Raw genomic sequence first — 12959 nt, forward strand, 5'->3', positions numbered from 1 at the left:
CCTTCAACGGCGGCCGGGCTTCTTGCCGGCCGCCACGATCGCCTCGAGCACCGTGCGCAGCGCCTTGTTGAGCGGCTTGTCGCGACGGATCACCACCGCCAGCGTGCGGTGCATGCGCGGGGCCAGGCGGCTGGCCTTCAGCGCCGGATGGGCACCGCGCCCCGCCATCGACATGCCGGGCACCAGGCCGTAGCCCAGCCCCGCGGCCGCCATCTCCTTCATCGCCTCGACGCTGCCCAGCTCCATCACGGGCTGCGGCTGCAGGCCTTCGGCGGCAAACCAGCGATCGACCAGCTTGCGCGTGTTGGCCGCAGGCTCGAACAGCACCAGCGGCAGCGTCGCCAGGTCGGCCGGCGTGACGCGGGCCTTGAGCGGCGCGAGGTCGGCGCGGCCGATGGCGACGAACTCGTCGTCGCACACGGGGATCACGCTCAGCGAACGCCCGGCCGCGGGCAGCGTGACCAGCGCGAGGTCGATGCTGTTGTCTTCCACCTTGCGCACGTGCTCGTCGGTGTTGCCGGTGCTCACCACCACGCTGAGCGCGGGGAATTCCTCGCGCAACTGGCGCAGCACCGCGGGCAGGAAGTACAGGCACGCCGTGGCGCCGGTGCCCAGCCGCACGCGGCCCGTGACGCCGCGCGCGTGGTCGGCCAGCGCGTCGACGGCGTTCTCGATCGCGGCCTCGATCTGCGGCACGTGGCGCAACAACTCCGCACCGGCCGGCGTCGCCCGCGCGCGCTTGCCGACGCGCTCGATGAGCCGCACGGCCAGCCGTCGTTCGAGCTGGCGCACCTGCAGGCTCACGGCGGGCTGCGACAGGCCGAGCCGGTCGGCCGCGGCGGAGAAGCTGCCGGTGTCGATCACCAGGGCGAAGGTGGCGAGCTGGTCGAGGTTGAGGTTCTTTTCCAAAGTATTCCTTATGCGCTGCATAGGTTGGCCAAGCTTCACTTATCGATCTTGCCTCGTCAAGATCGGGCCATGTCCTCCCCCACCCTCGCTCTCGTCACGCTCGACATCGCCGATGCCGAGCCCCACCACATGGCCCGCGTGCAGGCCATCTACAGCCACTACGTGCGGCACGACCTGTGCTCGTTCGAAGAAGAAGTGCCCACCCTCGCGCAGATGCAGGCGCGCCGCATCGACGTGCAGGAACGCGGCCTGCCCTACCTCGTGGCGTTGAAGGATGGCGAGGTGGCCGGCTATGCCTACGCCGGCCCTTACCGCACCCGCTCGGCCTACCGGCACACGGTGGAAGACTCGATCTACGTCGCACCCGACATGCATGGCCACGGCATCGGCACGGCGCTGCTGCAGGCGGTGATCCACCGCTGCACCGAGGCCGGTTTCACGCAGATGGTCGCGTGCATCGGCCACAGCGGCAACGCGGGCTCGCAGCGGCTGCATGCGCGCCTGGGCTTCGAGACGGTCGGCGTGCTGCGCAATGTCGGCTTCAAGTTCGGCCGGTGGGTCGACACCGTGCTGATGCAGCGTGCACTGCGCTGACCCCACCCCGGCGGCGCCGCAGCGCGGATGGCTGGCGCTGCTGTGCGCGAGCCGGCTGCTGCAGGGGATGATCGTCACGGCCTACTCGGGCGTGCTGCCCTTCATGCGCGACGACTGGCAGATGACGGCCGCGCAAGCCGGCTCGATCCAGAGCGCCTGGCATGTGGGCTACATGAGCTCGCTGTTCGCCGTGGGCCTGCTGGCCGACCGCTTCGGCCCGCACCGCATCTTCGCGGTCGGCGGCGTGATCGGCGCGGCCGCCTCGCTGGCCTTTGCCCTCTTCGCGCACGACCACCGCTCGGCGCTGCTGCTGTACGGCCTGGCGGGGCTGTGCGCGGGCGCCTCGTACACGCCGGGGCTGCAGCTGCTGTCGCTCAACGCCGGGCCTGCGGTGCGCGGGCGCGCGATGGGGCTGTTCCTCGGCGCGGCGTCGATGGGCTATGCGCTGTCGCTCGCCGTCGTGGCGGGCTTCAGCGTGGTGGCGCACTGGCGCACCGGGCTGCTGGTGGCCGCAGGCTGCACGGTGGCGGGCGTGCTGCTGGCCCAGCTCGCGCTGCGGCGCATGGCACCGCCTGCGCCCCGGGTCGCCGGTGCGCCGCGCGAAGGCGTGCTGCAGGCGCTGAACGCGACCGTGCGCGACCGGCCCGCAATGGCCGGCAACTGGGCCTACGCCTTCCACTGCTGGGAGCTGATGGCGCTGTGGGCCTGGCTGCCCGCCTACCTCATGGCCTCGTCCCGCGGCGGCGCGAGCGCGTGGCCGGCCGCGGGCATCGCGCTGGCGGCGTTCGCGCACCTCGTGAGCGTGTTCGGCAGCGTGGTGGGCGGCGCCGCGTCGGACCGGCTGGGCCGCGCGCGCGTGATGATGATCGCCACCCTCGCGAGCCTGGCCCTGTCGTTCAGCTTCGGCTGGATGTGGACCTGGCCGCTGTGGGCGCTGGCCGCGATGGCGGCGCTGTACAACCTGCTCGCCATCGCCGATTCGTCGGTCTACTCGACCGCGCTGGCCGACGTGGTGGCGCCGCACCGGCTCGGCGTGGCCTTCTCGGTGCGCTCGGTGATGGGCTTCGGCGCGGGCGCGCTCAGCCCGTGGGTGTTCGGGCTGGCGCTCGACTGGGGGCAGGCGCGGTTCGGCTTCGGCAGCACCTACGCGTGGGTCGCAGCCTGGAGCTCGGTCGGGCTCGGGGCGCTGCTCGGGCCGTGGATGATCGTGCGCTTTGCGCGCCTCAGCGCGGCAGCGGTGCCGCCCCGCGGTAGCCCAGCATCGCGTCGTACAGATCGGTTCGCCGGTCGCGGTGCAGGTCGTTGAGCGGCGTCCAGATCGGCGCGGAGCGCGCGGCGCCCAGGTCGACGTCGGCGTAGAGGATGGTCTCTTCCTCGGGCCCGGCGATGCGCCCCATCGGCCAGCCGTTGGTGCCCGCGATCAGCGAGTTGCCCATGAAGCCCGTGCCGCGCTCCTGGCCCACGCGGTCGGCGGTGGCGATGAAGACGTTGTTGGCGTGCGCGGCCGTCATCGTCAGGTAGGCCGCCATGCACACGCCGCTGGCGTCGTACAGCGGCGGCGGCGTCCAGACCCAGCCCGTGGGCACGCAGATGATGTCGGCGCCCTGCTGCGCCACGATGCGCGGCGCCTCGGGAAACCAGATGTCCCAGCACACGAGCAGGCCGATGCGGCCGATCTTCGTCTCGAACACCGGGTAGCCCTCGTTGCCCGGCGTGAACCACAGCTTCTCGTTGCTCCACAGGTGGGTCTTGCGGTAGCGGCCGATGTAGCCCTCGGGGCCGACGAGCACGGCGGTGTCGAACAGCTGCATGCCGTCCTGCTCGGCCAGGCAGCCGACGAGGTACACGCCGTGCTGCGCCGCGAACGCGACCCAGCCCTGCACCGTCGGGCCGTGCGGCACGGGCTCGGCATGCGCGAAGGCCTCGGCGCGGCCGCTGAAGCAGTAGCCGGTGGTCGCCAGCTCGGGCAGCACGATGAGCTGCGCGCCGCCGGCCACCGCAGCCTCGAGCTGTTGGCGCACGGCCGCGGCGTTGCGCGCGAGGTTCTCGACGCCGACCTGCGGGTCGAACTGCACGACGGCCACGCGCACGGGGCTGGCGCGCAGGCCGGGCACGGCGTCGCCGCCGGAAGGGATGTCGTGGGAAACGGGGGTTGGGAGGGTCATGGCCATTTCAGGTTTCAAATTAAAACCATATGGATGCTAGTCGCATCGGTTTTAATTTACAACCAGTCGAGCACTACGGTCTAATCCCGCCATCCCAGGGACGCACAGGAAACACACGATGGCCAGGAGAAAAAGTCTGAGGTTCGACGCCTGCCCGATGGCGCGCGCGCTCGAGATCGTCGGCGACCAGTGGTCGCTGCTGATCGTGCGCGACGCCTTCGACGGCATGCGGCGCTTCGGCGAGTTCCAGCAGAGCCTGGGCGTGGCCAAGAACATCCTGGCGGACCGCCTGAAGTGGCTGGTGCAGGAAGGCGTGTTCGACCTCGTGCCGGCCTCGGACGGCTCGCTCTACCAGGAGTACGCGCTGACAGCCAAGGGACGCGGCCTGTTCCCCGTGGTGGTCGGCCTGCGGCACTGGGGCGAGGCGAACCTGTTCGCGCCCGGCGAGCCGCATTCGGTGCTGCTGGAGCGCGAGAACGGGGAGCCGGTAGCGCCGATCGACCTGCGCACGCGCGACGGCCAGCCGCTCGACCCCGTCGCGACCTTCGTGAAGAAGCTGCCCGTCACGCCCCCCTGACAGCGCCGCCCGCTCAGTCGTTGCCGATCGGGTACTCCAGCGCGACGCGGATCTGCCGCGTGTTGAGCTCGGCCTGCGCCTTGTTGTTGCGGTGCTCGCCGTAGCGCAGCAGGAAGGCCAGGCCCTTGGCGCTGCCTTGCTGGACCGTGTAGCGCAGCCAGAGGTCGCGCTCCCAGTGCCGGCCGCCCTGCCCGTAGCCCAGCCATGCGTAGCCTCCGCGCGGCGGCACCCGGCTGCCGTCGATGCCACTGCCGCGGATGTAGGCCGCGCCCAGGCTCAACCCGGGCGCGCCCCAACGCGCGGCATCCACTTCGTAGCGCAGCTGCCACGACCGCTCATGCGGCGCATTGAAGTCGGACAGCTGCGCTGCATTGCCGAGCCAGACGGCGCCGCGCGTCACGTAGTCGAACGGCGTGTCGCCCGCGACCTTCTGCCAGCCCAGGCCCACACGGTGGGGGCCGTGGGCGTAGCTGGTCATGAGGCTCGCGGTGGTGTTGTCCACCGGGCCGGCCAGCGCGCGGCCCGTGTCCTTGCTGCGGTACACCTGCAGGTCGAAGGACAGCGCACGCTTCTCCGGGAGCGGCACCGTGTAGTGGGCGCCCAGGTAGCCCGTGCGCCAGGTGTCCTTCAGGCGTGCGACATAGGCCGTGAGCGACAGCGAAGCGCTGCCCTTCCAGGTGCCGCCGGCAAAGTCGAACACGTCGCCGCGCGGTGACTTCGGGTCGAGGTAATTGACGATCAACGGGTGGTTCGTGCCGCGCGCATGGCGGTCGGTCGATCCGGTGAAGCGGCCGGCCTGCAGCGTGAGCGTGTCGAACTCGCGGCTCGTCAGCAGCCAGCCGCGCATGGTCTCGGGCAGCAGGCGGGAATCGGACGCGCTGAAGACCGGCGTCTTGACGCGTTGCTCGCCCACCGTCAGCACGGTGGCGGAGATGCGCGCCTTCAGCGCCACGCCGCCGCGCGCGATGCCGTCCTGCGCGTAGCCCGCGCCGTCCACCGGCAGCATGCGGATCTTGCCGACGCGCAGATCGTCGCCGTCGAGGCTGCGCGCGAGCGAGGCATGCGCGTCCACGCCGAAGCCGATCCAGCCCGGCGTGAAGCCGGACGCGAGGGTGCCCATGACGCCGTAGCCCCACTCCTGCGCGTAGTCGCTGCGCCGCGCCTTCGGCAGCGTGGCGTTGCGCCCGCCGTTGCTGCGGTCGCCGTGCAGGTAGCTCCGGTGCTCGTACACGCTGCGCTGGAGCACGTGCCAGCGCGTGTCCTCGACGAAGCCGCCGCCTTCGGCCGCGAGGGCGGACGTGCCCAGCATGGCGAGAGCCGCGCCGCAGAACCGCCTCATCGCCAGCCGCTCACAGGTACTTGAGCCACGCGATGTCGCGGCGCCGCGCCTTCAGGGCGGCGAAGGCGCGCACCGCCGGATACAGCGCAAAGGCCAGCACCCCGGTGACCAGCCACACCATCCAGACGGCGTCGAAGCCGAACAAGCGGCCCTGGTTGGGGCCCCAGATCGCCTCGGCCCCCAGGTAGAGGAACTTGAGCACGTACAGGTGCAGCACGTAGAAGAACATGGGCGCCGCGCCGAACACGGCCAGCGGTGCGAGCCAGGCCGCGCCCTGCCGGCGCTCGAACAGGCGCAGCAGCCACAGCCCCACGCCGAGCGTCAGCGCGATGAACAGCAGCGACGGCGGGTACTTCGTGACGTTGAGGAAGGCCATCACGGTCGTCAGCGCGCTGTCGCCCGCCACCCAGGGCTTGTCGCCGTAGACGTCGAGCGCACGCAGCCCCACGAAGCCAATGAGCAGGCCCACGGCCCACGCCAGCAGCCGCCGCTGGCGCTGCGGCGCATCGGCGCCGGGCAGGAACCACGGCCCGGCGACATAGCCCAGCGCGATCACGCCGATCCACGGCAGCAGCGGGTACGACGTGCGCAGCCTCAGGGCCTCGGACAGCTCGATCCAGCCCCGGTCGTGCAGCACGGCCCAGGGCACGTGCAGCACATGGCCGACGGGAAAGTGCACGCCGTCGAGCAGGTTGTGCCCCGCCACCAGCACCACGCCCAACACGACCAGCGCCCGGCGCGGCAGCCACACCAGCGCCGACAACGCCAGCATCGACAGCCCGATCACCCAGATCACCTGCAGGAACACGGTGGCCGGCGGGAACTGGAAGGTCCAGGCAAAGTTGACGACCGTGACCTCCAGCAGCACGAGGAACAGGCCCCGCTTCCACAGGAACGAGGACGCCGCCGCGCGGCCGTCCGCCTGCTTCGCGCCGTAGAGAAAGGCCGACAGCCCGGCCAGGAACACGAACACCGGCGCGCACAGGTGCGCCAGCAGGCGGCCGAAGAACAGCGCCGGCGGCGTCTGCGCCACGAGCATGGGGTCGGGCACCTGGTGGTGCAGGTAGAAGGTCTCGCGCACGTGGTCCAGCAGCATGAACAGGATCACGAGGCCGCGCAGCGCGTCGATGGAGAGCAACCGGGCCGGGGCGCCGGCCCCGGGTGGCAAGGAAGCGGATGAAACGTCGGGCATTTAATTATTGCGAATTGATTCGCAATAATTTACAGCATCGGACGATGCACCCTCCTGAAGGGTCTGAAGGGCCGGTTTATTCGCCCAGCAGTTCGCCGATCGGCTGCAGGTCTTCCACCCGGTCGCAGATCGACTTGATGACCATGGTGATCGGGATGCCCAGCAGCAGCCCCCAGATGCCCCACAGCCAGCCCCAGAAGATCACGCCCACGAACACCGCCACCGGGTTCATGCGGCTGGTGCGGCTGGTGAGCCAGGGCATCAGCAGGTTGCCCACCACCGTGTGGATGGCCAGCGACACACCGCCCACCAGCAGCGCCATCTCGATGCTGCTGAACTGAAGGAAGGCCATGAGCCCCGCCGCCACCAGCACGATCACCGAGCCGATGTAGGGAATGAGGTTGGTCACGGCCGCGATGATTCCCCACACGGCCGCGTTCTCCACGCCGAGCAGCCAGAACGCCAGGCCGGTGGTCAGCCCCACCAGCCCGCTCACCAGGATCTGCACCAGCAGGTAGCGTTCGATGTTGCGCGTGATGTCGTCCAGCACGTGCACCGTGACCTTCTTCTTCTGCAGGCTGGGCCCGGTGATCTTGATGAGCTTGCGCCGGAAGGTGTCGCCCGAGCACAGCGCGAAGTAGGTGAGGAAGGCCACCAGCGTGAGCTGCCCCAAGGCGTTGAGCAGGCCGACCGTGCCGCTGAGCAGGTAGTCGCGCACGTTGAAGCCCGGGCGTTCGATCACGACGCGCGCCACGCCCTTGCGCGAAGCGACGCGCGCCGAGTTTTCCTCGGCCGCCTTTTCGAGCTGCGCGGCGGCCTGCTGCACGCTGTCCAGCGGCGTGGCGCTGGCGTTCTTGTCGCGGCGCATGGCCTGGCCGAGCTTCTGCGCGGCGACCGGCAGCGAGTCGAGCAGCTGCGAGGCGCTGCCCGAGAGCGAGTAGCCCGTCCACCCGAGCCCGCCGAACAGGCCCAGCAGGATCGCCGCCGCGCCGATCCACCGCGGCACGTACCAGCGGTGCAGGCGCTCGACCAGCGGCGACAGCGCGTAGTTCAGCAGCAGGCTCAGCATCAGCGGCACGAACACGGCCTGCCCCCAGCGCAGCGCGAAGACGCTGGCGAGCACGGCCAGCACCACCAGCGAGGCGCTGCGCACGTCGACCGGCATGTGCAGCACGAAGCGCCTGCGCAGGGCGGAGGTCGCCTCTTCGGCGGTCGCGCTCGGCTCGACCGGCGCTGCGGGCTCGACGGGGTCGACCGGCGGCGCCGGCACCGGTGCGGGCGCAGGCGGCGGCTCATCCGCAGCCACCGGCCGTTCAGGCGCCGGTTTCGGGCCGGCCGGGGTGTCGTCGGTCATCGCGATTCCTTCAGCATCTCGCGCACCGCGGCCAGCTGGCGGCGCGACACCGCCACGGGCTCGGGCACCGAGTCGAGCCGCAGCGCCCAGCCTTCGGCGTCCTCGCCGTCGTCGTAGCGCTCGAGCGCACGGATCGCCGCGCGCGCCACCAGCGCATTGCGGTGCACGCGCAGGAAGCGGTTCGGGTAGCGCTCCTCGAAATCGTTCAGCGAGCCATCGAGGATGTGGCTGCGCGTGGCGGTGCGCACCGTGAGGTACTTGCATTCGGACTTGAGGTACAGCACTTCGGACAGCGGCACGCGCTCGGCGCGGCCCCGGTCCTGGATCAGCACGCACTCGGGCGTGGCCTCAGCCGCCGGCTGGGCGGCGCGGCGCTCCTTCAGGAAGCGTTCGACCTTCTGCAGCGCCTGCTGCAGCCGCTCGGCGCGCACGGGCTTGGTGAGGTAGTCGACCGCCTCCAGCTCGAAGGCCGTGACCGCGTGGCTGGCGTGCGCCGTCACGAACACCACGGCCGGCGCGTCGGGCCGGCTGCGCAGCGCGCGCGCCACCTCGATGCCGTCGACGCCGGGCATGTGCACGTCGAGCAGCACCAGGTCCAGGTCCATCGCGGCCAGGTGGGCCAGCGCCTCCTCGCCCTGCGCGGCCTCGGCCGTCACCTCGGCGGCGGGCGAGGTGCAGTCGCGCAGCAGCGTGCGCAGGCGCGAGCGGGCCAGGGCTTCGTCGTCAACGATCAGGGTCTTGAGGCTCATGATTCGGCGGGGATGGCAATGCGTACGCGGTAGTTCTTCTGGTCCATGCCGGCGCTGAACTGCATCTGCATGTCGTGCAGCAGGCGCAGCCGCTCGCGCACGTTGTCCAGGGCGATGCCGTGGCCGCGCGGCAGCGGCTCGTCGGCCCAGCGCAGCGGCGGCAGGCTGTTGACCACCTCGATCACGACCATGCCGCCGCGCCGCTCGGTGCGGATGCGCAGCTTGCCGCCGTCGGGGCTGGGCTCCACGCCGTGCTTGATGGCGTTCTCGACCAGCGGCTGCAGCAGCAGCGGCGGCAGGCGCGCGTCGCTGGCGGCGGCATCGAGGTCCCAGCGGATGCGCAGGCGCTCGCCGAAGCGCACCTGCTCGATGGCCAGGTAGCGCTCGGCCAGCGCGATCTCGTCGGCCAGCGTGCCCGATTCGCCCGGCACGGTGAGCGCCTGGCGGAACAGCTCGGCCAGGTCTTCGAGCATGGTCTCGGCCTTGGCCGGCTCCTCGCGCACCAGCGCGATGGCGCTGTTGAGCGTGTTGAACAGGAAATGCGGGCGGATGCGCGACTGCAACTCCTCGAGCCGGGCCGTGGTCGCAGCCGGCGTCTGGCCGCGCGCGCGCAGCACCATCGCCGCCATCACCAGCCCCGCGAACAGGGCGCCGGCCAGCGCGCTGGCCAGCCAGGGGGCGCTGGCGATCACGCCGGTCAGGCGCAGCAGGCCGCAGCCGTACAGCGAGGCCACGGCGCCCAGCACGGCGCCGGCGGCGTACTGGCCCGGGGGCGGCAGGCGCCGCAGCTGCTTCTTGAGCCCGCAGGCCGCCACCAGCCACAGCAGCGTGGCGGGCAGCGCGCCGCCGGTGACCGTGGCCGCCTGCACCAGCCATTCGCCGAAGGTGCCGACCACGAACAGCGTGGCCACCGCCACCACCGCTTCGACGAACACCACGGTGCGCAGCACCACGCCGATCTGGCAGGCGTCGAACAGCGCCGGACCGCCGCGCACGGGCGCGCGGGCGCGTTCCGGCGACGCGGCGGACGTGGAGGGGGAGCTGGCCGATAAAATCGCCGGGTTGCGCATCGCAGACATCAGATCCATCGGGTGACCAACCCATTATTGCCTTCCTGGACGGCTCCCATGACCCAAAACCAACTCGACAAGAAATCCGAAGCCTGGTCGGCCCTGTTCTCCGAACCGATGAGCGACCTGGTGAAGCGCTACACCTCCAGCGTCTTCTTCGACAAGCGCCTCTGGCAAGCCGACATCGAGGGCTCGCTGGCGCACGCCGGCATGCTCGCGGCCCAGGGCATCATCAGCGTGCAGGACCACGCCGCCATCGAGCGCGGCATGGCGCAGATCCGCAGCGAAATCGAGGCCGGCAGCTTCGAATGGAAGCTCGACCTCGAGGACGTGCACCTGAACATCGAGGCCCGCCTGACCCAGCTGGTCGGCGACGCCGGCAAGCGCCTGCACACCGGCCGCAGCCGCAACGACCAGGTCGCCACCGACGTGCGCCTGTGGCTGCGCGGCGAAATCGACCTCATCGGCGACCTGCTGGTCGAGCTGCAGAAGGCGCTGGTCGACATCGCCGAGAAGAACGTCGAGGTGATCCTGCCCGGCTTCACCCACCTGCAGGTGGCCCAGCCCGTGAGCTTCGGCCACCACATGCTGGCCTACGTGGAAATGTTCAGCCGCGACGCCGAGCGCATGGGCGAGGTGCGCAAGCGCGTCAACCGCCTGCCGCTGGGCGCCGCCGCCCTGGCCGGCACCAGCTACCCGCTGGACCGCGAGCTCGTGGCGCGCACCCTGAAGATGGACAGCGTCTGCCAGAACAGCCTGGACGCCGTGAGCGACCGCGACTTCGCGATCGAGTTCACCGCCGCCGCCAGCCTGTGCATGGTGCACGTGAGCCGCCTGAGCGAAGAACTCATCATCTGGATGAGCCAGAACTTCGGCTTCATCAACATCGCCGACCGCTTCACCACCGGCTCGTCGATCATGCCGCAGAAGAAGAACCCCGACGTGCCCGAGCTGGCGCGCGGCAAGACCGGCCGCGTGGTCGGCCACCTGATGGCGCTCATCACGCTCATGAAGGGCCAGCCGCTGGCCTACAACAAGGACAACCAGGAAGACAAGGAGCCGCTGTTCGACACCGTCGACACGCTCAAGGACACCCTGCGCATCTTTGCCGAGATGATCGGCGGCATCACCGTGAAGCCGCAGGCCATGGAAGCCGCCGCGCTGCGCGGCTACGCCACCGCCACCGACCTGGCCGACTACCTCGTGAAGAAGGGCCTGCCCTTCCGCGACGCGCACGAAACCGTGGCCCATGCCGTGAAGGCCGCCACCTCGCACCAGGTCGACCTGTCGGAGCTGCCGCTGGCCGTGCTGCAGCAGTTCAACCCGAACATCGAGAAGGACGTGTACGACGTGCTGAGCCTGCGCGGCTCGCTCAACGCCCGCAACGTGCTGGGCGGCACCGCGCCCGTGCAGGTCAAGGCCCAAGTCGCTCGCCACCGCGCCCGTCTCGGCTGAAGCCCGCGGCCGCACCACTGAGGGCCGCGCTTCATGTTCTACGCCATCCCGCTCGAAAACAAGCCGAGCTGGCGCAACCCGCCGTGGATGACGGTGCTGCTGATCCTCCTGAACATGCTCGTGTTCTGGGGGCCGCAGCGCAGCGAAGAGAACGGCCGCGAGCGCGCGGCGCAGTTCTACGTGCAGAGCGTGCTGCCCGAGCTGGAGCTGCCGCCCTTCGTCGAGTGGCTCGAAAAAACCGACCCGAAACGCGGCAAGCTGGCGCGCCGCATGCTGGCCCATGAAGAGGCCTATCCGCAGCTGCTCGAAGGCCTGCAGAACGACCAGCCTTTCCTGAAGAAGCTGCGCGCCGACCAAGTCGTGACGCCCGCGAACCCGCGCTTCGACGAATGGCAGCGCGACCGCCGCCAGTACGAGGCGATGCTGCCCGCGCCGTTCACCGCGCGCTGGTCGCAGGACTACGGCAAGGATGCCGAGTTCAAGCCCTGGACCTGGCTCACCGCCGCCTTCCTGCACGGCAGCACGGGCCACCTGCTGGGCAACATGCTGTTCCTCTTCCTGTTCGGCTTCTCGGTCGAACTGGCGCTGGGGCGCGGCACCTACCTGAGCTTCTACCTGCTGGGCGGCGTGGGTTCCGCGCTGCTGGCCGGCTGGGCCTATGCAGGCAAGGGCGGCTACGGACTGGGCGCCTCGGGCGCGATCTCGGCGCTGATGGGCATGTACGCCGTGATGTACCGGCTGCGGCGCATCCGCTTCTTCTACCAGCTGTTCTTCTATTTCAACTACGTCACGGCGCCCGCCCTGCTCTTGCTGCCGGCCTGGATCGCCAACGAGCTGGTGCAGCACTGGATCGGCGGCCAGGGCATCGCCTACATGGCCCACCTGGGCGGCCTGCTGACGGGCGCCGCGCTGATGGCCGGCGCCATGTGGCTGGGCCGCGTGAAGACGCCCGAGACCGTGAAGTCGGAAATGGTGACCGACGACCACCGCTTCGACCAGCACGTGGCCGCCGCGCGCAAGCTGTCGGCGGCCATGAAGTTCGAGCCCGCGTGCGTTGAATGGCGCGCCGCCGCCGCCCTGCGCCCCGGCGACACCGACACGCTGCGCGCCTGGTTCCACACCGCGCGCCTGCAGCCCGCGAGCGACGACTTCCACCAGGCCGCGCGCCGCATCTTCCGCCTGCCCGCCACCGATGAAGACACCCTGGCGCTGCAGCACAGCAGCTTCACGACCTACCTCGACCAGGCCAAACCCGGCGTGCGCCTGAAGCCCGACGACATGGCCCGGCTGGCGCGCCGCTTCGCGCGCATCCGCCAGTTCGGCGACGCCGACAAGCTCTGCCGCATCCTGCTGAAGACCGCGCCCGACCACCCCGAGCTGGCCGACACGCTGTCGGTGTGCGCCAACGGCCTGCTGCATGCGGGCGAACGCGATCGGGCCCTGGGCCTGCTGCCGCACCTGCTGCGGCTGGCGCCCAACGACATGGTCACGCGCGCGTTGCAGCGCACGTAAAAAACCCGGCACGCGGCCGGGTTCGTTGACGAAGCGCCGCTGC

12 protein-coding genes are annotated in these 12959 nt (G+C 70.5%); 5 read left to right on the forward strand and 7 right to left on the reverse strand.

Annotated features, from left to right (window positions below):
* Positions 1-3: 3 nt before the first annotated feature.
* Positions 4-930: a LysR family transcriptional regulator gene (locus AC07Y4_RS05015; RefSeq protein WP_495274289.1), complete on the reverse strand. Its 927-nt coding sequence runs from the start codon at positions 928-930 to the stop codon at positions 4-6.
* A 48-nt stretch (positions 931-978) separates the two neighbouring features.
* Between AC07Y4_RS05015 and AC07Y4_RS05020 the strand changes: the two genes are divergently transcribed.
* Both AC07Y4_RS05020 and AC07Y4_RS05025 read left to right on the forward strand, forming a co-directional pair.
* The gene (locus AC07Y4_RS05020; protein ID WP_495274265.1) at positions 979-1503 is read left to right on the forward strand and encodes a GNAT family N-acetyltransferase; all 525 of its coding nucleotides are present in this window, start codon (positions 979-981) and stop codon (positions 1501-1503) included.
* Positions 1490-2809, forward strand: a complete 1320-nt coding sequence (locus AC07Y4_RS05025; RefSeq protein WP_495274266.1) for an MFS transporter — start codon at positions 1490-1492, stop codon at positions 2807-2809. Before AC07Y4_RS05020 ends, AC07Y4_RS05025 begins: the two co-directional genes overlap by 14 nt.
* Here AC07Y4_RS05025 and AC07Y4_RS05030 read toward each other — a convergent pair.
* Positions 2727-3668, reverse strand: coding sequence for a nitrilase family protein (locus tag AC07Y4_RS05030; protein ID WP_495274267.1), 942 nt, complete (start codon positions 3666-3668; stop codon positions 2727-2729). The genes AC07Y4_RS05025 and AC07Y4_RS05030 overlap by 83 nt on opposite strands.
* 118 nt (positions 3669-3786) lie before the next feature.
* On the opposite strand from AC07Y4_RS05030, the gene AC07Y4_RS05035 reads away from it, so the two are divergent.
* Positions 3787-4245, forward strand: a complete 459-nt coding sequence (locus tag AC07Y4_RS05035) for a winged helix-turn-helix transcriptional regulator (protein ID WP_495274268.1) — start codon at positions 3787-3789, stop codon at positions 4243-4245.
* Between the two features lie 13 nt (positions 4246-4258).
* On the opposite strand, the gene AC07Y4_RS05040 is transcribed toward AC07Y4_RS05035, so the two are convergent.
* The 5 genes from AC07Y4_RS05040 to AC07Y4_RS05060 all read right to left on the reverse strand — a co-directional run bounded on the left by AC07Y4_RS05040 (position 4259) and on the right by AC07Y4_RS05060 (position 9949).
* On the reverse strand, positions 4259-5554 hold the full coding sequence (locus AC07Y4_RS05040) for an OprD family outer membrane porin (RefSeq protein WP_495274269.1): 1296 nt from the start codon (positions 5552-5554) through the stop codon (positions 4259-4261).
* A 40-nt stretch (positions 5555-5594) separates the two neighbouring features.
* Positions 5595-6776, reverse strand: coding sequence for an acetyltransferase domain-containing protein (locus AC07Y4_RS05045; RefSeq protein WP_495274270.1), 1182 nt, complete (start codon positions 6774-6776; stop codon positions 5595-5597).
* 76 nt (positions 6777-6852) lie between these two features.
* Positions 6853-8130 (reverse strand): AI-2E family transporter, encoded by a 1278-nt coding sequence (locus tag AC07Y4_RS05050; RefSeq protein ID WP_062474318.1) that lies wholly within the window; start codon positions 8128-8130, stop codon positions 6853-6855.
* Complete coding sequence (locus AC07Y4_RS05055) at positions 8127-8879, reverse strand: LytR/AlgR family response regulator transcription factor (RefSeq protein ID WP_495274271.1); 753 nt, start codon at positions 8877-8879, stop codon at positions 8127-8129. The genes AC07Y4_RS05050 and AC07Y4_RS05055 overlap by 4 nt, the downstream gene beginning before the upstream one ends.
* Entirely contained in the window at positions 8876-9949 is a 1074-nt protein-coding gene (locus AC07Y4_RS05060; RefSeq protein ID WP_495274290.1) for a sensor histidine kinase, read from the reverse strand. Before AC07Y4_RS05060 ends, AC07Y4_RS05055 begins: the two co-directional genes overlap by 4 nt.
* Positions 9950-10006: 57 nt before the next feature.
* Here AC07Y4_RS05060 and argH point away from each other — a divergent pair, with 57 nt between their 5' ends.
* Both argH and AC07Y4_RS05070 read left to right on the forward strand, forming a co-directional pair.
* Positions 10007-11404: an argininosuccinate lyase gene (gene argH / locus AC07Y4_RS05065; protein ID WP_159275607.1), complete on the forward strand. Its 1398-nt coding sequence runs from the start codon at positions 10007-10009 to the stop codon at positions 11402-11404.
* Between the two features lie 33 nt (positions 11405-11437).
* Positions 11438-12916 (forward strand): rhomboid family intramembrane serine protease, encoded by a 1479-nt coding sequence (locus tag AC07Y4_RS05070; protein WP_495274272.1) that lies wholly within the window; start codon positions 11438-11440, stop codon positions 12914-12916.
* The last annotated feature ends 43 nt before the right edge of the window (positions 12917-12959 follow it).

The sequence above is a fragment of the Variovorax sp. GW460-12-1-14-LB1 genome, assembly GCF_059423605.1.